This window comes from Halorientalis brevis (assembly GCF_023077655.1).
Window position 1 is genome coordinate 143,539 of the sequence record NZ_JALLGV010000005.1, and the last position, 21,514, is coordinate 165,052.

Genomic DNA, 21,514 nt, shown 5'->3' on the forward strand with positions numbered 1-21,514 from the left:
TCATGAACGGACACCCACAAACACAGACGGAACAGGTTGTGACTGACGTGGACGCTCGCAGCGACACTTCCGAGGGGACTGGCGACCCGGTCCTCGAACTCGACGGCGTGACCCGACGGTTCGGTGACGAGTGTGCCGTCGAGAACTTTTCGCTCTCGGTCTTCGAGGGGGAACTCCTCACGCTGCTCGGTCCGTCGGGGTGTGGCAAGACCACGACCCTCCGTCTCCTGGCCGGACTCATGCGCCCCGACGAAGGGCGGATCGTCGTCGACGGCGACGTGGTTGCCGGAGCGGGACAGTTCGTCCAGGCCGACCAGCGTGACGTGGGGCTCGTCTTCCAGGACTACGCGCTCTTTCCCCACCTCTCGGTCGCCGAAAACGTCGCCTACGGCATCGACGACTGGCCGGACGACGAGATCGACGCCAGGGTCGAGGAACTGCTGTCACTGGTCGGACTCGCCGACTACCACGATCACAGTCCCAACGACCTGTCCGGCGGACAGCAACAGCGGGTCGCGCTCGCGCGCTCGCTGGCGCCCGAACCGGACGTCCTCCTCCTGGACGAACCGTTCTCGAATCTCGACGTCTCGCTCCGCAAAGAGATGCGCGAGGAAGTCAGAGCCATTCTGAAGGAGACCGGCGTCACCGCCGTCTCGGTCACGCACGATCAGGAAGAGGCCCTCTCGATCAGCGACCGGGTCGCGGTCATGGCCGACGGCCGCATCGAGCAGATCGGCCGTCCCGAAGCCGTCTTCCAGAAACCGGAGTCGCGATTCGTCGCGGAGTTCCTCGGGCAGGCCGGATTCCTCTCCGGGCAACTCGAACGCGGTTCGATCGAGACCGGGATCGGCACCCTCGACACCGACATGATCCAGGGGCTCAGCCCGGAGTACGACGGGGCGGACATCGACGTGCTGGTCCGGCCGGACGACCTCCGAGCCATCCCCATCGAGGAGTCCAAGGGGGACGGACGCATCCGCAACCGCGAGTACACCGGTCCGTCGTTCGTCTACACGATCGAACTCGACGGCGGTGACGTGGTCTACTGCGAACACAACCACGCCGACCATCTCGACTTGAACCGGCGAGTCAGAGTCGACCTCGTGGCGGACCACAGGCTCGCCTGGTTCCCCACGGAAAGCGATGCAAGCAGCACTCAGTAACGTGCGGCGACGGACGTGGCGCGTTGCCCTCCTCGTGCTCGCCCTCGCGGGTGCGACCGCCGTCTGGTTGCTCGCCACCCGCGTGTTTCCGTATCACTCGCTCAACCACGACGAGGCCGTCTACCTCCAGCAGGCAGCGATGTTGCTCGACGGGCGACTCTTTCTGACGCCGCCGGTCGACGGCGCGTTCAGACCCTGGTTTTTCGTCCGCGACGGCGGCCACCTGTACCCGAAGTACGCGCCCGTCCCGGCAGCGGTTTTCGCCCTCGGGACGTTCCTCGGCCAGCCACGCCTCGCCCTCGCTGGCGTCGGCGCTGCGAACGTGGTCCTCGTCGCGCTCGTCGTTCGGGAATTGTTCGACCGCCGCACCGGCCTCCTGGCCGCGGCGTTCGTCCTGTGTTCCCCACTCTTTCTGGTCAATTCGGCCGTCTTCCTCCCGTACGCGCCGACGGCCATGTTCAATCTCGCGTTCGCCTACTGCTATCTGCGCGCCGACCGGGAGCAGGACCTGCGGTGGGCCGCCGGTGCCGGCGTCGCGGTGGGCCTGGCGTTCTTCGCGCGACCGTACACCGCGGTGCTGTTCGCCGCGCCGTTCGTCGCCCACGCACTCTGGACGTTGCGCACCGACCGCCGCGAGGTCCTCCCTCGGCACGCCGTGACGGCGACGCTGGGACTGCTGGGAGTCGCGACGGCGCTCGGTTACAACGCGCTCGTGACGGGGTCGCCGGTGACGTTCCCCTACGAAGCGTTCGCGCCCCACGACGGACTCGGGTTCGGGCACCGCCAGATTCTCGGCCACGAGGTCGAGTACACCCCCGGGTTGGCGGTGCAGTCGAACCTGCTGGTGCTTGCCGCGCTCGCAACGACGTGGCTCGCGGGCGGGCTGCTCGGCACAACTGTGGCAGCCGTCGGACTCGCCGTTGCGGTGAACCGCGGGCTCTCGTCCCGGCAGGCCATCGTCGTCGGCCAACTCTTCACGATCGTCGTTGGCAACGTGTACTTCTGGGGGAACTACAACATCCTCGGAGACCTCGACCGCGTCGGCGACGGGTTGATCGCCACGCACGGCCCGTACTATCACTTCGACCTCCTGCTGCCGTTCGGGGCCTTCGCTGCCGTCGGTGCCCTCGCGGCGTTCCAGGCGGTCCGACGAACTGTCGGGCCACGGACGAGCTCCCGAACGCTTCGAGCGACCCTGGTCGCCGTAGTCGTAGTCAGCGCTGCTGTGCTGGGCGGCGCAACGGCGACGAACCTCGACGAGCAGATCCAGCGGAACGCGGTCGCGACCGACACGTACGAAGCCGTGTACGAGCCCATCGAGAACGAGCGATTCGACGACGCAGTCGTGTTCCTCCCCACGCCGTACGGGGACTGGCTCAACCACCCGTTCCAGGCGTTGCGTAACGACCCGGACTTCGACGGTCGCGTCGTGTACGCGATGGACGAACGGCCCTTCGCAGTCGTCGACGAGTACCCCGACCGATCGCTGTACCGCTTCGTCTACAGCGGCCGCTGGGCGCCGTACGACGGGTCGCCGCGGACGTCGAGGCTACAGCAGGTCGATCACGTCTCGGGTCCGTCGGTGGCACTGAACGCGACCGTCGGCGTTCCGGCCGGGACGGACAGCGTCACGGCGACGGTCACGACGGACGAAGCCAGCCGGACTTACGTCGCTGCGTCCGCTGCGAACCCGACGAACATCCGAGTGCACGTCGAAGACGACAGCGTCCGACTGGCCGGGCCGGCCTGGAACGCTCGTGACTCGATCGCGGTCGGCGAACGGGACGCCGTCCGACTCTCCGTGTTCGTCGACCGGGGCCCGGGTGCCAGTTTCAGCTACGACTTCGAGCTCCCCGTCCGCACCAACGGGACGACTGTTCGAGCGGTGACGCCGCGGATCGAACGCTGCGTCGCCATTGGGGAGTGCGGCGGTGAAGCAGCGTACATGCCGAACGAGACACCGGACGGGACGTTCGTCCGAACGGAACTACGTACCGAGGACGATCAGAACTCATGACGAACGAAGAGACAGACGCGACGTTGACGCGGCGTGACGCGATCAGAGCCCTCGCAGCGGCCGGCGTGACGGCGGGCGGCGGGGCGCTACTGGTGTCGGCCGACGACGACAGAGAGGCGAACGACGACGCGGCGACCACTGTCCCCGGTTCGGAGACCGACGCTGCCGAGAACGCGCTGGGCGAGCACGAACTGTCGACGATGGTGGCGATCGCCGACGTAGTGTATCCGACGGCCGTCGACAACGTGGCGGCGTTCGTCGAACAGTACCTTCGCGGGCGCGTCGCGGACGATCCGGACCGAGCAGCGGAGCTCACCGACGCCGTGGAGTACCTCGATGGATACGCCGAGACGTGGTACGACGCGTCGACGTTTCGGTCGCTCTCTCCAGAGATTCGCGCGGAGACGTTGGACCGGATGGGTGCGGACACAGTTTCCCCCGATCCCGACGGTGGGAACGTTCAGCGCGTACGGTACTATTGCATCAACGATCTGTTGTTCGCCCTCTATGCCTCACCGACTGGCGGGAAACTCGTTGGCATCGAGAACCCGCAGGGACACCCCGGCGGTGCGACCAGTTACAGGGCGGGCCCACGCTCCTGATCGGCGCGCACAGTGTCACCGGAAAAGAGAGAACGAGTCCCGAGGATTGCCTACCTACCGCAGCCGCTCCTCGAGACAGACTTTCACGATAGATTTCCCGATTGCGAGCCCGCCGCTTATCGGATCGAGCGTGGTTTCCCCCTTCCGTTCACCGTACTCGATCGGGATCTCACACACGTCGTACTCACGCACGAGGGGTCGCAACAGCAGCTCCGCCGAGAGCCCTGTGTTTTCGGTCCAGTGGATCTGCTGGATGAGTTCCCTGCGGTAGGCCCGCATTCCGGTGGTCGTGTCGTGAATCCGTTCTCCGACGAGGAGACTGGCCAGCAGGGCGAACGCGTGATTGCCGAGGCGGTTGAACGCCGGCATCGTCTCGGCCCCGTAGTAGAGACGGTCGCCGCTAACGACGTCGTATCCCTGGTTGATCCGATCGAGGAAATCGGGCAGCCGTTCCATCGGATAGGTGTCGTCACAGTCCGTGGTGACGACGACGGGTCGATCCGCTGCGAGGACGGCTTCGCGGACAGCGACACCGTACCCCTGCGGCTCCTGTTCGATGACGCGTGCACCGTGTTCGCGTGCGATCTCGGCTGTCCGGTCGCTCGATCCGTCCACACAGACGACTTCTGCGCGGTCGTCAGTCACGTCGGCGACGTCCGACAGGACCGTCCCGATTGCGTCCTCCTCGTTGTATGTCCCCATCACGACGCTGACGTCGTCGAACGTGTACGTGACGTCGGTCTCGCCTGGAAGCTGCGTACTCATTACCCGAACGGACCGACTGCGTCCTCTTGAAGTTTTAGGTTCGCCAAAACCAGTGACGCGCACAAGGTGGTAGTGACGGGTTCCGTATAGCGGCAGAGAGTCGACGTCGTCGCGAACTCGTAGAATATGGGTTCGCGCACGAGCGCGCGCGCGTACATGGCTTTCGTAACGTCTCCATTTCAATGACCGTTCTCTCCATCGGGGGCGTCAGCGAGAACCGTCCTCGCTGCTCTCGACGAGTTGCGGTCCGCTTCTTTCATCCTGAAGGTCCGCAGGAAAGCATCGAAGGTTCTCACAGAACCCCCTGCCTCGGAAACGGCACAGACGACCACCGCGTAACTGCAATACCCTCGATCGACTCCTCCTTCTCGACGACCCGGCGCATTTCCATATAGCGACATGCGATTTATGCGTCGGCTGGCGTGCGCCACAGACGACAGATTTTTTATATAAATAAACATTCAATTCGGACGAAACGGGCGAAAACAGTGACGGCCGCCGACTCAGAACAGTTCGTAGATGTGTTCTTCGTAGGTGTCGCGAACGCGGGTGCCCCAGTTGTGGGTGTAGGTGTCGATGATGTCCGACGCCACGTCACCTCTGAGGTACTTGACGATCCCCCGGTCGCCTGTCCGATCACGCAGGTGCGTCGTGAAGAAGTGTCGGAAGTAGTGGGGTGTCACGTTCTCTTCGGGGCCACCGCCGGTCCGGTACCAGCCCATGCGGTCAGTGTTCGTCGTGACGAGGTGGTGAACGGCGTCGATCGTTACCCGGTCGCCCCAGTTCCGGGCTGTCGTGACGAACAGAGGGTTCGCCGGTGACGAGGGATCGGGACGAACGGCCAACCACTGCCGGAGCGTCCGTTTCAGTTCAGGGTCGACGGGCACGATAGTCGCCCGCTTGCGCTTGTTCGAGGCCGAGCGCTCCTCCCCATTCAGGACTTCGCCCTGGGCAGGCTCCTGGCTTACGTATATTGAGTCGGGCTTTCCCTGCAATTGAGGGCGTACCTCGTCGAACCCGGCGTCGTCCAGCGCGACTCCATCCAGGTTCACGTCTCGGACGTCGAGGTTACACAGCTCGCCGGACCGCATGCCCGTTTTCAGGAGCGTCACGATGACCGCCCGATGGAGTGGATGCTGCAGTGCCCCGATGAATCCACGCATCTCCGAGACCGGAATGTCACGCCGGGTCGGATCGGTGTGGATGGATTCGTCCATCTCTTCCATGACGACCGTCATCGGGTTCGACTCGAAGACACCCACCTGAACCATATACGAGTAGAATCGATGGAGATAGGACGCGTACGTCGCGATCGAGCTTTCAGCGTGCGTGCCCCTGAGCGAGTGGATCCACGACATACAGTCTCGATACGAGATCGACGCGAGACCGTCAGCCGTGTCCTTCTCGCCGAGGAACGATTCGAACTCGCGTAGAACCCGCTCGTAGGAGGTACGGGTCCGCTTCGACTTGCCCTGATACTCGATGTCTTCGAGGAAGTAGCCGATCGGATCGTCCGGTTCCTCGACGCCACGCTGGTGACTCATCGTTCACCGAGGACGTACCCACCCGCACGACCGCTGTACTGGACTCGATTCGCGGCCTGTAACTCCTGAAGCGTTTCGTCGAGGCTCGATTCGATGTCGCCCGTGACTGCAGCCAACAGCTCGTCCCACGAGAGCGGCCCTGATTCGGCCAGAACTGTCAAGACGCGCTCTTCGATGTCGTCACTGGTCTCCGTCGGCCCACCGCTGGCCGCAGGGCCATTATCTGTCGACTCACTCCCGGAGAACCCACGACGGCCGGCCTGGACCATCGTGCGAACGAACTCGCTGAGGCTCATGTCCAGTTCGTCGGCGTGACGTTGCCATTCGTCTTTCTGATACGACGGCACGTAGGTCCGAACCGCCGCCCGAGACGTGTCAGTGTCTCGTTCGGATGCCATACCACCTTCTTCTAATGACGACGACTTTAATCTGTCCTCAGTTATACGAATAAGACTAGGTCGGAAATTCCTGTACAGTCGCCGTCATCAGTACACTACGACTCGTCACGCAGACCCCTACAAGAGAACGACGTGAGGCTACTTGACGAGTGAAAGGGAGGACACACACGGCTGGTCCGTGCCACAGGGCTGTCTGTACCTGTTTGTAGGAATCAGGAGCAAGTTGTGCCAGGTTCGACTGTTCTACACCCGAAGCGAGTGATCCTGGTTTCGAGACTCATCGATCGGAGACCGGACGAGCGCGGACACGAGCGTGTACGACAGATCACACTCACTTTCGTCTAATTTCCGAGTGCTATCCACGAGGACGACCCGTCGAATCAGCGTCGCCAAAACCAGCCCTTGTTTGGTCGAGCTTCAGATTCTGTGACGCTAGCTTGCCCGATTAATCACTGAAACAGAGATTATATTCCAGAACTCCCGCGACGAATCTAAGTGAGTTCCGACCGATATCGTAGGTATGTCGAGCGACGACAATACGGACGTCAATCGCACGACTGACCCGACAGTGCTACGGAGCATCATCGAAGATCGCGACGGATACCCTGCCCACGTTCCGAAATCCGAGGGCCAGGGCGACCAGGGACTGTTGCGCGTCGGATTCGGGGATGCGGACGAGGACCTCAAAGAGATCTCGTGGGAGGAGTTCCGAGAAGAATTCGAGGAGAAAAACCTGGCTGGCGTCTACACAGATGACGGGTCGGATATCGAAGGGAACCAGCCAGTCGTGCTCCGGAAGCGTGACGACGTCGATACCGAGGCCTGACGAAGGCCGATTTTTGGCGTACGAGCCCGCCTAAAGCCACAATCGGTGCAGGCAGGAGATCATCGTCACCGAAGCGCAGAACCTCGTTTGAGGCTTCGGTGGAACTAGGCCACCCCCCACACTACACAGCTGATCTGTTGAGGAGCTATTTCGGAGGGGAGTGTGACGAAGGATATAGCGACTCGCAGTTTATGAGTTCGGCCAGAGACGGCTAGAAACACCCCGAGAAGTACATCGACTCCGCAGACAGGACTCAGGAAACAGATACTACGCCGGACCCACGTCGGCAAGCGTCGACACCAGCTGCCCGAATAGGCAGGATTCACGTGCCGGTTCTGAATGACAATCGACAGGCCCAGCAAAGGAGGATCGAGTCGGTAACTGGTGACTGCCAACCGATGGTTTCGCGTTCAGGAATCAATCCGAATCTGGACCCCTCTGACTTGCGAGTCTGACAATTCGGTCTTGGTGGTGGAGCCAGATTGGCCGACCCAGTAAACGCGGCGACGCTTCGATGAACACCGAAGCAGCATTCACAGATCAACTGAAAGGGCCGTGAACACAGTAGTCCGAATAAACTATCGTAGCTCAAGCGCTCTATTAGCCGTTATCGCGGGTCTTAGCGGTTCCGTGGGTGCAGTAATCCAAAGTAAAAATCGGCCAAAACCAGGGGTGATCCGGCCATGAGACACTGCCCACAGTGCGGTGGTCGGATGACCACGAGAACCAGCCGAGGCGGCCTGACGCGCCGGGTGTGTACGCAATGCGGGGGTGACCAATGAGTTCACAAGTTCAGGAGTACGTCGAGAGTCCGGACCTGCCGGAGCAGATTGGTGGGACGCCTGCGTTTTCCCGGCCGGAAGGCTGGACGTGCTCGACGCCGTGGAAGCGAGCACAGCAGGAGATCGACACTGGCGGCCCCATCAACGACGCCGAGCGCATGGTCCGCCTGAGCGACGGGGAAGGCGTCCATCGCTGCACGTGGGCGCTGAAAGGCCGCACACTGCTGGCAGAGTGTGACTGTCGGGGCTACCAGTTCCACGGCGGCTGGTGTGCTCACGTCGCCAGCCTGTGGTGGCAGTGGATCAACGGCGAGATCGTCGTCAACCACCTCGATACTGGCCGCGAATATCCAACGCCACCAGCATGGCTGGAACTGGACGCGCCAGCACAGAAACACGTCTTTGAGGACCTGACGCCTGCTGAAACCGACGCCTACCTTTCTGTCGAGTTGACTGACGCCGGAGTTCGTGAGTGGGCACGCCACACGGACAGATCACCCGGCACAGTCGGCAACCAGCTACGGAGCGCCAAGGACACGCTGTATGGAGGTGTCGAGCGGTGAGGCTCACGCGCGCACTCACGACCGGGCGCGAGTCCTTCGGGGACCCCCAGGGGGGCGTCATGCGTACAGTCTTCGCGGTCGTCGCCCCACTCACGTGTGGCGGTTTTGCCCGTCATGCGCAAATCGGTGATTGTCATGCGGGGGGTGAGCAGTGATGGCGCAGATGGAGAGTCCCGACCGGACCCAGCGGGTCACTGTCCGCGTTCCCGAGAACCTGCTCGATGAGTACGACGACGTGTGTGACGATCGGGGAGTCTCGCGTTCCGAAGCCATCCGCAACCACATGCAGCAGACCATCGAGGACTGCGAAATGACCACCCGGCAGATGCCTGCCGATGATGACCTCTCGACAGCCTACCGGGCGCTGCTCCGAATTACGAAGGGCGGCGGTTGGGTACAGCGAGATCGGGCGTGTGGCTACCTCGCCCAGCAACTACCCGACATCGACAAGAGCAACGCCTACGGCCTGCTCATCAAGCCCCTGCGGCAGATGGGATACCTTCGCCAGCAGGTGAGCGATGACGGCCGCCACATCTCACTGAAGGTGCGAGCATGACTGTCGGCTACCGCTGTCTCGCGCCAAACTGTGGGCACGTGGCAGAGGACCTGCGAGCGCACAAGCGTCATCAGGTGAACGCTGACCACCCTGACCACGGCGAAACGGTTGTCGGCCTCAACGGCTGACTACCCTTCCCGGCCGTTATTTGATTAATTGATTATTTATTTGTTTGTTGATAGGTTTTAACACGTAGATACCTCTCTGTTGTGGCATGGAGGTGCGACAATTCCAACAGTAAAGTTCGGCAGTCTGAGCGCGGCCAACCAGGCCCGCGAGGACTACGCGGACCACCTGTGTCCCGACGATAACCGGTCTCACAAGACCGTCACGTTCCGTTCGGACACGCCCGACGACGTGCTCGAAGCCGCTCGAAGGGACGCCGACGACTCCCGAGAAGGGTCTACCAGCGGGTACGCGACGGACTTAACAGACCGTGAGAAAGACCAAATCGACTTTTCCGAGGTTCACATCTCGAAGGCCCGACGAGCGAAGGGTATCTTCCTCGATGAAGGGGTGACGGACTGGCTCTCGTACTGGTCCGAAGACCTGCAAACCGAGGGAGAGCAACGCCAAGCGGCCCAACGAGCAGCCCGCGACGAGCGCGGAAAGCGGATGGACGAGGAGACGGACCCGCAGGAAAAGGCGGCTGAAGGGTCTCGGAAGGCCAAATCCGAGTCGTGCGACCATGCAGCCGGGCACTGTGCCCACGGAGACCCCGAAGCCTGCGAGTTCATCGCCAACGAGTGCGATTTAGACCCGGACAGGGTTCTCGCTCGCCGGGAGCCGGCACCGCGACCGCCTGCCGATCCCGACGAAAAGGAGCTGCCCGAGCATCACGAACCCCAAAATGACCCCTCGGAACGGGTCGAACCAACCCCTGCGGAAGCCGCAGCCCTCTCCGACCGGGAGCGAGGGGCCATATCTCGTGCATGGCAGGGCTATCAGGGAGCCGTCGAGGCCCTATCTGAGTCCCTCGAAACAGTCCGAGATGAGTGGGAGAACGCCCAGCAGGCCGCGAAGGCCGTCAACAGCATCCGGGCAGACCACGATCAGCCCCCACTGCATTTTACCGATTTAGAGGGTACACAGGCTGTCCTGACTGACATCCTGCGAAAAGCAGCAAACGACTGCAACGAGTGCCATGCAGACCACTCCGACCACGATCACCCGGTAGCGAGTGGCCCCAAAGAGTCCATCGTGACTTTCCTTGACCGCTCTGCCGCAGCAACTCCAGTCGGCCGGCAGCAGGTCGAGATCGAGGCCGACGACCTCCCCAGCAGGGGCCAATCTGGCCCTCCGAAGGCCCCAACACAGGCCAGCAGTGACGGTTCCGCCGTACACCAATCTGGTACCAGTTCAGGGGGCCAGTTCGCACAGGAACAGCAGGGGACGCTGAACGTGGGGTTAGAATCGGAGCAGACGGCCGAGGAGAAGCAGGTCACGCTGACCGGTGCAGACGCCACGGAGGCCAATCAGGCCGTCCCTGCGGCCTGGTACGTCGAGCGGAAGGCCCCAAGCGGGGCGGCCGTGAAGTACAGCGGCGGACCGCACACCCTCGAAGTGGTCGGCGACGACGGCCAGTTTGGCGTCCTGCTCGATGGCCCCGACGACCTGACGTTTACCGTCGCCAGCGGTCTCCCCGACCGAGCGACCGCGACCGACGTAGCCGGCGAGTTCACGCGGCGCGTAAAGCCGGATGAGGTATCGTACAAGAGCGATAGCGGCCAGATCGACACGGCCGCCGCCGAAGCAAAAGACGCCGCCGTAGACAACGACGGCGGGATTCTCGCTTACGCATGACACCAGAACCCTACTACTGCCCGGTCTGTGGCCCGGAAGACGACGGGAAAGGTCTCGCATCGGTGCGGGGCCACATCGTCAGCAGCGGCGACGACGGCCACGACTGGGAGGAACTGAAAGACGAAGTCGAAGGACAGGCCGACGAGACCAACGCAGACACCGACGAGGTGGACGACGACCCCGACGAGGGGAACGAAACGGAGGACGAGGAAAACCCAGAGAGCGACGACGAGAGCGACGAGGACGACACCGAAGACATGCCAACTCCCGAAGAACTGGAACGCCAGCGAAGCCAGCAGACCGATGACAGCGACGACCAGCAGACCACTCAGCCGACCTCAAGCAGTGGCGGGGTGGGCATCCCGATCAGCCTGACGACGGCGCTCGTTCTGGCCGCGCTGGTGGTGTCCATCGTGGTAGTCTACCGGTTCCGATCCGGTGACGACCCAGGTCAGCCAGTGCAGCAGGAGAGCGACGAGCAGCCAGCAGACACCGAGATCAGCGGGAAAACGGACGGGCCGGGCGGGGGGCTGGTTCCTGAATGAAGTACTGCACCGAGTGTAACGTCCACTACCACGCGGTAGACGGCGACTGCCCCATCTGCGAACGCCCGACGACCGACTCAACGGAGGCCACTGCATGAGCACGAACGATGATCCCGACGACCCCACTCCCGACGACGCTCCCGAACCTGACGAACCAACTCCCGACACCGACGACGCCGACGAGCAACCCGAGATCGAGGACGACGAGATGGCCGACTGGTCGGCCGTCGGTGACGAGGTAGCCGACGATCCCGACGACGAGGGCGACGACCAGGACGACGGCGACGACGAGCAGGCCGGCGATGACGTCGACGACCTCGGCGGGATGGACCCCGGCCAGATGGACACCTCGATCGGAGACATCTACTGCAACGCGCTGGGCCTCGGCGCAGCTGTGGCTCGGGACCGCTGGGGCGAACTCGACGAGGACAAAGCCGATGCGATGGACGAGTACGCCGACCTGGCGCGGCAACTCGAAATCGACCAGTACGTAGACGAATGGCTCCGAACGCAGGGCGGGATGAGCGAACTGTCGCCAGGCCAGGCAGCGATGCTGATGACGCTCATGTTCCCCATGCTCGTGGCGATGGATGACCCGGCGCTGGCCAGCAACGCGATGGAGGGATTCGATGGTTTCTAACCCCTTCGACAAGGTCAGAGAGGCCGGAGCAGAGCGGTTAGCCGGGCGAATCACGCCATCAGAGATTCCTCACGTCCAAGTCGGGACGAACATTGCGGCCGGCATCGAGCACGAGCAGGCCCAGGCGCTCAACCAGGCGCTCCGAGCGGCCGGAATGGAGGACAAGACCCTTCATCACGACCAGCAGGCCCGCCAGCGGTTGCTGCTCGGTGTTGCGGACGCGATCAGCAACCAGAATTTCCGCGGCTGGTGGTTCGAGGAAGTCGCTCCTCGGTGGTTCGATAACGCCGAGCAGGCCGAGCAACTGGTTGGACTCGACGGCGAGGAGTGGCGCGAGCGAATCCGGGCCTGGCACGCCGAAGCCCACGGCCGGGGGCTTGTCGAGACGCCCCTGTCCGACGCCGGCCCGGCAGACCTGGCCGAGACAGCCGCAAACGTCGCGGAAAACCGCTTCGGTGTCCCGCTCTCCGTGCTGGTAAGTCGTGTTATCAACTGGGACCAGGGGGCCGAGACGCGCCGGCTACTCGCGGGCAACATCGACCACCACAACCGTCTCATCCGGCAACTGGCCGAGCACATCAAGCGACTGCAGGAGCGCATCGAGCAGCAGAACGAGCGGATTCAAGAACTCGAAAACCAGGCATGAGCAGGGCGCTACTTGCTGGACAATCCGGCTGGGGAAAGTCGTGGTTGGCACAGCAGTATGCTGAGGAGAACTATGAGAGCCATGACCGCGTCGTTCTCTGGGACTACAAGGACGAATACCGCGGATTTATCAAATCCGGCTTTTCGTCGTGGGTGGGTCTCAGCGATACAGAATTGCTGTCTGTCGATGGCTGGAAGCGGATGCTTGAGACGAACAAGAGCTTAGTCGTAGCCCGCGCTGTCGACGACGAGGCCTGGCGAGAGCAACTGGCCAACTTCGCGGCTGCTGCCCGCTCCATCAACAAGTCCGTGCTGCTGCTGATCGATGAGGCCCACTTTCTGGCGCCCCAGCGATTCGGCTATCCCGACGACATCCGCGGTCTGGCGACGACCGGGCGGGGCGAGCGGGTTACGTCGCTCTGGGTCACCCAGCGGCTCTCAGAACTTGACGAGACCGTTATCGCACAGGCCGATATTCGGATTCTTGGTGGGTTCACCTCTGACTCTGACCTGGCCAAGATCGGCCGTACAGTGGACTACAACGAGGAAGTGCATAATCCACTGGTGAATAACGTCACTGTCCCCTCGGAGATCGACCGCAACGGCAAACCAGTTACCCGGTTCGTCGATGATGGGGGGTCTCTGACGGGGTCTGAGTGGATTTACTCGACGACAGACGGCGACCGGAGACGGGTCAATTCGGGGAACCTGACCATGCAGTCAACGCACTACAGTCCTGAAGGTAACGAACTGAAACCATTAGGAGCCGACTCATGAGCAACAGTACACGTCTCCCCGTCGTTCTACGGGGCGAGATGGCGGACCGGTTTCTCGAAATCAAAGAGGAGATCGAGGCCGAGACAGGCCACGAAGTGAACCGGACTCGCGTCGTGAGTGAGATGATGCGCGACTGGGGCGGTCGGAGTCACCACCGTTAACCAGCGGTCACTAATTCCAAAATCACCGTTTAGAGGCGCGACTGGGGTTATTTTTCGGGGTCTTCGCTATGACTGCCTGCGATGGCAGATACAGGATTGGATGACAGTTTCGACGCACTGGCAGACGAAGAACTCTGGATGCAGACCGCCGCGGTCGGCGGGGCGTACATGGGGTCGGCAGTCGCACAGGGTGCGCTCGATGGGATGCTTCCCGTCGACGTGCCGAACGAAGCCTACGGCGTCGGTGTGGCCGCGGTCGGCTACGCCTACGGCGGCAGCTTCAACCGACAACTGGCGACTGGCGGCGCGCTCTACACGCTCGACGCCTTCGCGCAGCGAGTCGGGGTCAAGGAGTCGATCAACCAGGCCGCGGCCAACGCAGGGGGGAGCTGAACATGGGACGCCAGCTTTCCAACATCAGCGACGAGGCAACGCAGATGCAGAACACGCCGGGTGAGATGACGCCCATCCTCGAACTTCAGCCCGAGGACGGCCTCACGTGGCTGATTTCGCCGAACGTGGCACGTGGCAACGAGCCGGGTATCCCCATCTTCGGTGGCTTCTACGACTCCAACGGCGACCCGCTCCCCCAGGACACGAAGGTCGCGCTTCAGTTCGAGGCACCCAACGACGATGACCGGCAGACGGTCACCGAGCCGTACCGGCACATCCGCGACTACCTGACGCTGGACCTCAAGGACCAGCAGAACGAGGAGTACATCGACGCTATCAAGCACATCCTCAAGGGCCGGCAACTCGTCGTCGAGGACATCGACACCCTGTACGTGTCGATCCAATCCTCGGCGCAGATGGACTGGTCGCAGGTGGGCAGTCGCGTCACCATCAGCGAGAACGCAGTTCAGGAGGTGTAGACCGTGGCAGACGCTGAATCCGTCTTTCAGGCGATGCAGCAGATGCCGGGGAAGAATCGACCGCTGACCCAATCGGACTTCGACCTGTCGGCCAACGAGACGGGCAACCGCTCACGCGTTGCTACACGGAAGGCCATTCGGCCGGTTGTCGTCCGCGAGAATGCCCGGTACGACGTGAACATCCCGGCGTATCAGTCCTACACAACCGACGGCGCGGCGGGTGACACCGAGACGATCAACCTCGATCACAACGTCATCGACGCCGACGGCGTGTCCGAGGACGTGGTGGTCTTCGAGGGCGGTGCAGACGCCACGGCAGACGTGACCGTCGACTACGCGGCCAACACCGTGGACCTGGCGAACACGGACGCAGACGCCTCTGTCGACATCTGGTACATGACAGACGCCCAGGCCCGGCTGGAAATCCGCAAGACCGCCCCGAGCAACTACTATGCCGACCTCGACGAGCGGGACGCCGGGATGGTCAACCTGCGGGACCAATCGCGGGACCCGCTGACCTTCGAGTTCTCGGACCCCTTCGGCGGCGCGATCCCGACCGACTGGCGGCTCGAAATCTACATCGACGCGCCGTACCCGGTCAAGTGGTCGGGAACGGGTGACGCGAAGCCGCGCAACGCGCTCATCTCGGTGCCGATCCACCGGAAGAACAACGAACTGGACCCGCTGGAAACCGTCGTGAAGAACCGGCTGGACATGGTGTAGGAGGGTGATCATGGGAGGACTCTATGATGACCCTGGCGGCGGACAGTACCACACCATGACGGTGCCGACGGGGTCGGGGAGTCCGGCCCAGCAGGCCCCCAGCGGTGTGGACTCGTCCGTCAACGTCGGGCAGACCGGCGGGAAGACGGTGAACAGTCACCTCGATTCGTTCTTTGACCAGAGCGGCTGGACCCGTGAGGACGTGCTCGTCGTCGCGGCAATGGTGCAGCTGCTCGCCTGGTCCGTGCTGCTGTACTTGGAGGTGAGCGATGCACGGAACTGAGGTAGATGTCGAGGACATGGACAAGCGGGAGATCGAGGACGAGCACGAGAAGATTCTCGGGGGGACGCCTGACGATGCCTGAGGTGCCACCCGACGCGCTGGCGCTATGCGAGCCGGAGACGGTCGCCCTCGATCCCGGCCAGAAAGCCACGATCACCGTCACGCCGAAGCAGTCGAGCACGACGCTGCGCATCGTGACGCCGGCCATGTCGAAGTTCAAAGACTCGTCCTATCGGGTTGAACTCGACGGAAACACAGTGTATGGGCCGGCGGCGCTCCCGCCGACCGACGTGGACGATATGGCCGGGATGTGGCGGCCGGCGAAGCGGGCGAACAACGACGTGAAGCTCATCATCAAAAACCTGAGCAGCAACCCACGGACGTATCACACGCAACTCGTGGGCTGGGAGGAGTGAGCGATGCCAACGGAGACAACTACCGAGATCGAGGCCATCAAAGAGGCACTCGACAAGGACGGCAACGAAGCTCATGCGGCGACGGACGAACGGCTAGAATCCGTCCGTGAGCAGGGCGCGAACAAGGACGCCCTACCGACCTTCGCGTACAGCACGAGCGGCACAGCGGCTGAGCAACTACCGAGCAACAGCGTCCCCGACGGCGTCGACGTGTCGATCATCTACTATCCGAGCAATTCGGGCATCGTGTGGGTGGGCGACTCCGACGCCCAGGAAGTGCCGCTGACTGGCGAGGGCCAGGCGTTCTCGGCTGCCGTGGCCGATACAAACGCGATCTGGGTGCAGACCCCGAACGCAGGAGACACGGTTACGGTGGTGTTCGAGCGATGACGGCGAACTTCACCGGCGGCGGCTCCTCGGGGCCTGACTACGTGCAAACGTCGGCCCCGGCGGACCCCGACGAAACGGAACTGTGGTATGATCCCTCAGCAGACCCGGACGGAGACGGCACGAACGAGGGCGAATACTACATCTTCGGGACTGACGGGCAATGGCACCCCACGGGCGTCGAGTCGCACACCGCGCTAGTCGACGTGGCCGAGGACAGTCACCACGCCTTCCCGATCCGCACGTCCGGCCTGACGGACGACGCCGTCACACAGGCGAAGATCGCGGCCGGCGCGGTCAGCTCAACGCAGCTTGCTGACGCAGCGGTGACGCTGGCGAAACTCGGGTTCGACCCGGCGACGCAAACCGAGTTGAACGACCACGCCAGCAGTGCGAACGCGCACCACACACCGCCAACTGAAACCCTCGACAATGCGGGCACTCCGGAAGTTTGGATGGTTGGGGATAGGGTTAATCACCCTCCAATTTACGTCGAAAGTTGGGACCTCTACAATCAAAACGAAAGTGGCAATTACACCGTGTTTATGTCCGACCAATCGGACAGGTCTGGAACTATCGACGCAGGGGAAACCATCTCAATGGACCTAAACGGGTATGTTACCGGCCTGAGCGCCGGCGAATGGCCGTATCTGAAAGTTCAAAATCCGATGATTCCACGGGTGACGTTCTAACATGCCGGTCAACTCTGGTTTCGGCTGGGAGCCGCCCTATCCCCCTGGTGACAAGGTCAGTTGGATTCAGGACCACTCGGCGAGTGAACTCCTGTTTTGGGTTGACAAGCCCGGCGGGCATCTGATGATTGATAGCGGCTGGAGCACTGTCTCAAAGGAAACTGGTGGACGCTGGTCCAGCATTCAAGAAATCCGAGAGGATGCACGGATCAAAAACCCGTCTCAATTCGACAGTTTCGAGGCGCTCCAGGAGGCGCTTCGGCAGCTTGAACAACAGGAGCAGGCCCGCTCGTCAGGCGGCGGCAGTCAGTCTCCCGACTCGACCCCAGACGGCCGCACGAGCGGCCAGACGCCCACTCAGCAGCAGCCCGCATCGGGCGGCCAGACGAGCAATCAGCAGCAGGAGGCACCGGCAATCAATCAGACGCATATGATCGCGGCGGCGGTCGCTATCGGCGTCGTGATCGCGGCCAGGAGGAGCAACTAATGGAGTACATTCCAGAGGCAGACACGGACGGAGACGGCGAGATAACGGCGATGGAAGAGTACGCGTGGGAAAACGACCACACGACCATCAACGAGGATGGCAGTGTCTCAAGCAACCTGGCGGCGCATGAGGCCACAGAAGAATGGTCGGGCGACGAGGTCGAGGCCGACGTTGCAGCCGGCGAGGCCGTCGAGGCCGGTCTGATCTCGTCGGACACCCGGCAGGCGCTGACCGATCAGTTCGCGAGCAATGACACCGGCATCGGAGACAGTGGCGAGAACACGACGGCCGATAAGGTGGAGTCGAAGCTCGAATCCGCAACCGAGCAGGTCACCACGACCGAGCAGGCCACCACGCCCGGGACCAACGGCCAGGCCGTGATCGGACAGGCGGCCGGCACGATCCCGAGCATGGGACAGACGGAGATGCTGGCCGTTGGAGCAGCCGCGGCGGCTGTTGCATACTTCGCAGCAGGAGGGGGTGCCTGATGGGGGGATGGCTCGCCTCCGACGATGACGGCGCTATCTGGGACGGTCCCGACCCGCTGAATCTCGGCGGGTCTGACAGCGGTTCCGGCAGCGGCGGAGGAAGCAGCGGCGACAGCACGGATAGCGGCGACGAGACTCCCCAGCACGTTCCGACTGGCGTGCAAAACCCGTTCAACTGGCAGGTCGAGGACGGGGACGTGACGGCTCCCCCAGACTCGGCCGTGACGGAAGACGGCGAGGTCGCCGGCTCGGAGACGGTCGTGGACGATGACGGGAGTCTCGACATCAACCCGCTCGGAGACATCACGCTCGACCCGACCGACGAGGACTATCAGTCCACCCCGGACGGCGCACAGCCGACCCAGCAGCCGGAAACGACTCTCTCCCGGATTTTCTACCAGACCGGGAGCGCCGACCAGGCCGTCAACGAGGCCGCCCAACAGCAGCAGAACCAGCAGACCATGATGTTCGCGGCGATCGCACTGGCCGCGGTCGCAGCAGTCGCAATCGGGAGGGGTCGCTGATGGGCGGCCTGCTCGATGGCGCAGCGGACGCATACGATAACTTCGCTGAGGGTCTGTCTCGATCCGCACAACGGCAGTTCGACGATACGCCGGGCGGCGGGTTCGCTGATCTCGATACGTACCTCCCCGGACAGTCACCGGGCGAGCAGGCCGACGTAAGCGATCATACGGACGATGGAATCCTGACCGCCCCCCCGGAGGAGACCAGCCAGGGACCTGTGTACCAGGTCGTTGGTTCGATCCCTCGCCAGTTCGATGATCGGCCGGACGGCGGGTTCGCTGACGAGGCGATCGACTTGGGCGGCGACGTGGCAACCGACGCTGCGAAGGCAGGCACGCCGGCCTGGATGAACCCGTTGATAGAACACCCGTTCATGACCGTTGGCGCGGCGCTGGTGCTGTTTCTGTTCATCTCAGCCGGCGGTCCTTCGGAGATCGCGGAGGCAGGAGGTGCCTCGGCATGATCGAGACCGCGACATTTGTTTCGGGCGTCGGTGTCTTGGTCGCGCTCGACCTCGCTGTATTGGGCGTGAGCGTTCAGAACGCCCGCAAGGTCGGCACGGACAAGGAGGCACGCGAGACGGCCAGCACAGCCCTCAAGACAGCACGCGAAGCGAAACGGGAGGCCAAGGCATGACACCATTCGGACTCGATCAAGCAACGATCACGGCGGTCTCGTGGACGGTCCTTTGCCTGCTCGCAGGCATGACCGTTCCGACAGAGTACGGGCTACGACAGATGCAGGGCTTCGGCCGGTGGGTGTTCAACAAGGTTCCGACAGCTCCGGCCGAAGAGATCGAGGAGGTCGACGCGGGGGGCGAATCGTGAGGTTCCCAGCCGAGGCGGTGCCGGACGGGGGCATCTTCCTCCCGCACCATCTCTACATCGGCGTTGGCGTCATGCTGTTCGGCTTCGCGTTGGTGTGGGACCCCTACGACAAAGCCGGCGCGGTCCTGACGCTGCTGGGGCTCTACATCGCTGCCGACGACGCTGTGAGCCATGTGTTCGGCGTCTGGACGCCGTTGGACCACATCTGGAAGGTGTGGCTGGCTGGCGTCATGACGTGAATCGAGTGTCCGGGTCTCGGGACAGAGTCGGACACAAACAGTCCAACGTTATTCGTTGGCAGAATCTTGCTCTTCGCTTAGTAACTCCGCCAGAGTCACATCAGGCGTTTCTTCAGATGCTCGTCGGCGAGCATCTACAGCATTTGCTAATGCGTTTAGACGGTCGATTCTCCGCTGTTCTGTTTCCTCGTCAAACTCGCCATTCCAGATACGCCGGCTCATCTTGACGATGGCTTTATCCAGGGCATCCAGGGCATCATCAAAGCTCATTGAATCAAAATCTTCTAACTCATCTGAATTATCCGTCATTTCCGCTATCTCCTATTTCCGGACACCTCTACAAACTTGCGGGTACCCTGCTCACTTACTGTCGTTCCCGCACAGACTGCGCGTAATTGACCCCGCTTTTGTCTTTAAGTTCGTGTGCGTTTTTGATACAGAGGCCGCCTCGAGTGATATTCAAAAATCATATCTTACAACCGGTTATTTCCCAAATATGCAAATTACAATCTCTACGGAAGTAGCCACTCTTAGTTCAGGGATTATTGGCGGAATTATTGGATCTCTAGGAAACTACTTGGTTCAAAGACGGAAGGAAACCCGTCAAGAACACTCAGAAATGGTTTCATTACGGAGTTCACTAATCTCCGAGATTGAGACAATGAATCACGTGGAGGACTTTGAACTTGGTCCTCGTAATTTACCTAAAAAGGGATCGTTTTCAAAGGATGTGTATGAAAATAGCAGCCACAAATTGGGATTGCTTACAGATGAGGAAGCTTCAGCAGTGATTCAATTTTACGGCTCCGTTGAAAAATTACAAAGTCATATAGAAGCTTTTCATATAGCAAGTCGGCAATACCGGGAAATCGAAGAAGACCGTCACGCTGCAAAGCAACAAGCATCCACCGCCAGAAATAAATGGTTTAGTTTGATTGAGACATCATTCTACGAATTAAAAAAGAACCGACGCGCCGCGCTGAACCTTCTAAACGAGCATGCAGAATCCCAATGAGAAGTGATTGGCGGCGAATTAATCCACTACCGATGATCAGAGTGGTCTGTAGTTTGGAAAATTTGAATGTTCGTTTCTCATAGGTAGACCCAAACATTCGAATGCCTGGAACCCGTATGTCTTTATATGGGAACCACCTCGCACACCCCCCGAAACGAGAAAACGAACATTCACTTTCTCAAGCCGAAGCAGATTGAGCAGATGCGCGATGCCGCCCACGAGGGTCGGCACGGTCAGCGCGACGACGCGATCGTGACTCTGCTCTACGACACCGGCCTTCGGCGCAAGGAGCTGTCCCAGGTCAACCGCGACATGCTCGACCTCGACGACGAGCAGCTACGACTGCCTGGACACATCCAGAAAGACTACCCGAACGAGAACAGTCCCAGTCCGGTGACCATCGAGATCGACCAAGAGGGCGACCTGCGAACGGCGCGAACGCTCCGGTCGTATCTCTCGACTCGTGACGACGACAGCCCGGCGTTGTTCCCGTCGCGGAAGTCCGACCGACTGACAGGCAAGGGAATAAACGACATCGTGAAGCGGCTCGCAGATCGGGCAGAGGTGCGACCGCACACCTTCACCGGTCGCGGTGAGAGCAACGACGTGACGGCCCACACGCTCCGCCACAGCGTTGCATACCGGATGCTCCACATCTACGATGGCTACACACTCTACAATGTCAGGAACCGGCTACGCCATTCCAGACTGGCGACGACAGAACAGAAATACGACCACTTCGACAGTGTGTGAGCGCGAAAAGTAGACTGGCT

General features: G+C 61.9%; 33 protein-coding genes. 29 read left to right on the top strand and 4 right to left on the bottom strand.

Translation table 11 applies throughout. From position 1 onward, the window contains the following. Positions 1 to 2: 2 nt before the first annotated feature. From MU553_RS12590 to MU553_RS12600, 3 genes are read left to right on the top strand one after another with little or no spacing between them, the layout of a single operon-like run. Positions 3 to 1,163 carry an ABC transporter ATP-binding protein gene (locus tag MU553_RS12590; RefSeq protein WP_247378353.1) on the top strand — a complete coding sequence of 387 codons (1,161 nt, stop codon included), beginning with the start codon at positions 3 to 5 and terminating at the stop codon, positions 1,161 to 1,163. Further along, positions 1,144 to 3,180, top strand: a complete 2,037-nt coding sequence (locus MU553_RS12595; protein ID WP_247378354.1) for an ArnT family glycosyltransferase — start codon at positions 1,144 to 1,146, stop codon at positions 3,178 to 3,180. The genes MU553_RS12590 and MU553_RS12595 overlap by 20 nt, the downstream gene beginning before the upstream one ends. Then, the gene (locus MU553_RS12600; protein WP_247378355.1) at positions 3,177 to 3,782 is read left to right on the top strand and encodes a gluconate 2-dehydrogenase subunit 3 family protein; all 606 of its coding nucleotides are present in this window, start codon (positions 3,177 to 3,179) and stop codon (positions 3,780 to 3,782) included. Before MU553_RS12595 ends, MU553_RS12600 begins: the two co-directional genes overlap by 4 nt. A gap of 54 nt (positions 3,783 to 3,836) precedes the next feature. On the opposite strand, the gene MU553_RS12605 is transcribed toward MU553_RS12600, so the two are convergent. From MU553_RS12605 to MU553_RS12615, 3 genes are all read right to left on the bottom strand, one after another. Further along, entirely contained in the window at positions 3,837 to 4,547 is a 711-nt protein-coding gene (locus tag MU553_RS12605) for a dolichyl-phosphate hexose transferase (protein ID WP_247378356.1), read from the bottom strand. 503 nt (positions 4,548 to 5,050) lie between these two features. After that, a complete protein-coding gene (locus MU553_RS12610; RefSeq protein ID WP_247378357.1) occupies positions 5,051 to 6,091 on the bottom strand; it encodes a tyrosine-type recombinase/integrase in 1,041 nt (346 codons plus the stop codon). Further along, positions 6,088 to 6,489, bottom strand: coding sequence for a DUF5805 domain-containing protein (locus MU553_RS12615; protein ID WP_247378358.1), 402 nt, complete (start codon positions 6,487 to 6,489; stop codon positions 6,088 to 6,090). The genes MU553_RS12610 and MU553_RS12615 overlap by 4 nt, the downstream gene beginning before the upstream one ends. A gap of 520 nt (positions 6,490 to 7,009) precedes the next feature. On the opposite strand from MU553_RS12615, the gene MU553_RS12620 reads away from it, so the two are divergent. The 24 genes from MU553_RS12620 (at position 7,010) to MU553_RS12730 (ending at position 19,726) form a co-directional block, all read left to right on the top strand. Then, positions 7,010 to 7,315: a hypothetical protein gene (locus MU553_RS12620; protein ID WP_247378359.1), complete on the top strand. Its 306-nt coding sequence runs from the start codon at positions 7,010 to 7,012 to the stop codon at positions 7,313 to 7,315. Positions 7,316 to 8,093: 778 nt separating this feature from the next. Continuing rightward, positions 8,094 to 8,660, top strand: a complete 567-nt coding sequence (locus MU553_RS12625; RefSeq protein WP_247378360.1) for an SWIM zinc finger family protein — start codon at positions 8,094 to 8,096, stop codon at positions 8,658 to 8,660. Positions 8,661 to 8,814: 154 nt separating this feature from the next. After that, entirely contained in the window at positions 8,815 to 9,216 is a 402-nt protein-coding gene (locus MU553_RS12630) for a CopG family ribbon-helix-helix protein (protein WP_247378361.1), read from the top strand. Then, positions 9,213 to 9,344: a hypothetical protein gene (locus MU553_RS23610; RefSeq protein ID WP_282594301.1), complete on the top strand. Its 132-nt coding sequence runs from the start codon at positions 9,213 to 9,215 to the stop codon at positions 9,342 to 9,344. The genes MU553_RS12630 and MU553_RS23610 overlap by 4 nt, the downstream gene beginning before the upstream one ends. A gap of 79 nt (positions 9,345 to 9,423) precedes the next feature. Continuing rightward, entirely contained in the window at positions 9,424 to 11,019 is a 1,596-nt protein-coding gene (locus MU553_RS12635) for a hypothetical protein (protein WP_247378362.1), read from the top strand. Continuing rightward, complete coding sequence (locus tag MU553_RS12640; RefSeq protein WP_247378363.1) at positions 11,016 to 11,564, top strand: hypothetical protein; 549 nt, start codon at positions 11,016 to 11,018, stop codon at positions 11,562 to 11,564. Before MU553_RS12635 ends, MU553_RS12640 begins: the two co-directional genes overlap by 4 nt. 94 nt (positions 11,565 to 11,658) lie before the next feature. Continuing rightward, a complete protein-coding gene (locus MU553_RS12645) occupies positions 11,659 to 12,204 on the top strand; it encodes a hypothetical protein (RefSeq protein ID WP_247378364.1) in 546 nt (181 codons plus the stop codon). Then, positions 12,194 to 12,850 (top strand): hypothetical protein, encoded by a 657-nt coding sequence (locus tag MU553_RS12650; protein ID WP_247378365.1) that lies wholly within the window; start codon positions 12,194 to 12,196, stop codon positions 12,848 to 12,850. The genes MU553_RS12645 and MU553_RS12650 overlap by 11 nt, the downstream gene beginning before the upstream one ends. Further along, positions 12,847 to 13,626: a hypothetical protein gene (locus MU553_RS12655; protein WP_247378366.1), complete on the top strand. Its 780-nt coding sequence runs from the start codon at positions 12,847 to 12,849 to the stop codon at positions 13,624 to 13,626. The genes MU553_RS12650 and MU553_RS12655 overlap by 4 nt, the downstream gene beginning before the upstream one ends. Beyond that, positions 13,623 to 13,787: a hypothetical protein gene (locus MU553_RS12660; protein ID WP_247378367.1), complete on the top strand. Its 165-nt coding sequence runs from the start codon at positions 13,623 to 13,625 to the stop codon at positions 13,785 to 13,787. Before MU553_RS12655 ends, MU553_RS12660 begins: the two co-directional genes overlap by 4 nt. A gap of 81 nt (positions 13,788 to 13,868) precedes the next feature. Beyond that, positions 13,869 to 14,180, top strand: a complete 312-nt coding sequence (locus MU553_RS12665) for a hypothetical protein (protein ID WP_247378368.1) — start codon at positions 13,869 to 13,871, stop codon at positions 14,178 to 14,180. A 2-nt stretch (positions 14,181 to 14,182) separates the two neighbouring features. Then, positions 14,183 to 14,659 carry a hypothetical protein gene (locus MU553_RS12670; protein WP_247378369.1) on the top strand — a complete coding sequence of 159 codons (477 nt, stop codon included), beginning with the start codon at positions 14,183 to 14,185 and terminating at the stop codon, positions 14,657 to 14,659. A gap of 3 nt (positions 14,660 to 14,662) precedes the next feature. Next, positions 14,663 to 15,382, top strand: coding sequence for a hypothetical protein (locus tag MU553_RS12675; RefSeq protein ID WP_247378370.1), 720 nt, complete (start codon positions 14,663 to 14,665; stop codon positions 15,380 to 15,382). 10 nt (positions 15,383 to 15,392) lie between these two features. Next, positions 15,393 to 15,665, top strand: coding sequence for a hypothetical protein (locus MU553_RS12680; RefSeq protein WP_247378371.1), 273 nt, complete (start codon positions 15,393 to 15,395; stop codon positions 15,663 to 15,665). Between the two features lie 74 nt (positions 15,666 to 15,739). Next, positions 15,740 to 16,081: a hypothetical protein gene (locus MU553_RS12685; RefSeq protein ID WP_247378372.1), complete on the top strand. Its 342-nt coding sequence runs from the start codon at positions 15,740 to 15,742 to the stop codon at positions 16,079 to 16,081. A gap of 3 nt (positions 16,082 to 16,084) precedes the next feature. Continuing rightward, positions 16,085 to 16,471, top strand: coding sequence for a hypothetical protein (locus tag MU553_RS12690; protein ID WP_247378373.1), 387 nt, complete (start codon positions 16,085 to 16,087; stop codon positions 16,469 to 16,471). Then, positions 16,468 to 17,160: a hypothetical protein gene (locus tag MU553_RS12695; protein WP_247378374.1), complete on the top strand. Its 693-nt coding sequence runs from the start codon at positions 16,468 to 16,470 to the stop codon at positions 17,158 to 17,160. The genes MU553_RS12690 and MU553_RS12695 overlap by 4 nt, the downstream gene beginning before the upstream one ends. 1 nt (position 17,161) lies before the next feature. Continuing rightward, a complete protein-coding gene (locus tag MU553_RS12700; RefSeq protein ID WP_247378375.1) occupies positions 17,162 to 17,647 on the top strand; it encodes a hypothetical protein in 486 nt (161 codons plus the stop codon). Then, entirely contained in the window at positions 17,647 to 18,135 is a 489-nt protein-coding gene (locus MU553_RS12705; protein ID WP_247378376.1) for a hypothetical protein, read from the top strand. Before MU553_RS12700 ends, MU553_RS12705 begins: the two co-directional genes overlap by 1 nt. After that, entirely contained in the window at positions 18,135 to 18,659 is a 525-nt protein-coding gene (locus tag MU553_RS12710; RefSeq protein WP_247378377.1) for a hypothetical protein, read from the top strand. The genes MU553_RS12705 and MU553_RS12710 overlap by 1 nt, the downstream gene beginning before the upstream one ends. Next, positions 18,659 to 19,123 (top strand): hypothetical protein, encoded by a 465-nt coding sequence (locus MU553_RS12715; protein WP_247378378.1) that lies wholly within the window; start codon positions 18,659 to 18,661, stop codon positions 19,121 to 19,123. Before MU553_RS12710 ends, MU553_RS12715 begins: the two co-directional genes overlap by 1 nt. Continuing rightward, positions 19,120 to 19,296 carry a hypothetical protein gene (locus tag MU553_RS12720; RefSeq protein ID WP_247378379.1) on the top strand — a complete coding sequence of 59 codons (177 nt, stop codon included), beginning with the start codon at positions 19,120 to 19,122 and terminating at the stop codon, positions 19,294 to 19,296. Before MU553_RS12715 ends, MU553_RS12720 begins: the two co-directional genes overlap by 4 nt. Further along, positions 19,293 to 19,487 (top strand): hypothetical protein, encoded by a 195-nt coding sequence (locus MU553_RS12725; protein ID WP_247378380.1) that lies wholly within the window; start codon positions 19,293 to 19,295, stop codon positions 19,485 to 19,487. The genes MU553_RS12720 and MU553_RS12725 overlap by 4 nt, the downstream gene beginning before the upstream one ends. Beyond that, entirely contained in the window at positions 19,484 to 19,726 is a 243-nt protein-coding gene (locus MU553_RS12730; protein WP_247378381.1) for a hypothetical protein, read from the top strand. Before MU553_RS12725 ends, MU553_RS12730 begins: the two co-directional genes overlap by 4 nt. A 48-nt stretch (positions 19,727 to 19,774) precedes the next feature. Here the strand turns inward: MU553_RS12730 and MU553_RS12735 are convergent, their stop codons facing one another. Further along, positions 19,775 to 20,035: a hypothetical protein gene (locus MU553_RS12735; RefSeq protein WP_247378382.1), complete on the bottom strand. Its 261-nt coding sequence runs from the start codon at positions 20,033 to 20,035 to the stop codon at positions 19,775 to 19,777. 187 nt (positions 20,036 to 20,222) lie between these two features. Here MU553_RS12735 and MU553_RS12740 point away from each other — a divergent pair, with 187 nt between their 5' ends. After that, on the top strand, positions 20,223 to 20,741 hold the full coding sequence (locus MU553_RS12740) for a hypothetical protein (RefSeq protein ID WP_247378383.1): 519 nt from the start codon (positions 20,223 to 20,225) through the stop codon (positions 20,739 to 20,741). A 126-nt stretch (positions 20,742 to 20,867) separates the two neighbouring features. Further along, the gene (locus tag MU553_RS12745; RefSeq protein ID WP_247378384.1) at positions 20,868 to 21,494 is read left to right on the top strand and encodes a tyrosine-type recombinase/integrase; all 627 of its coding nucleotides are present in this window, start codon (positions 20,868 to 20,870) and stop codon (positions 21,492 to 21,494) included. Positions 21,495 to 21,514: the final 20 nt, after the last annotated feature.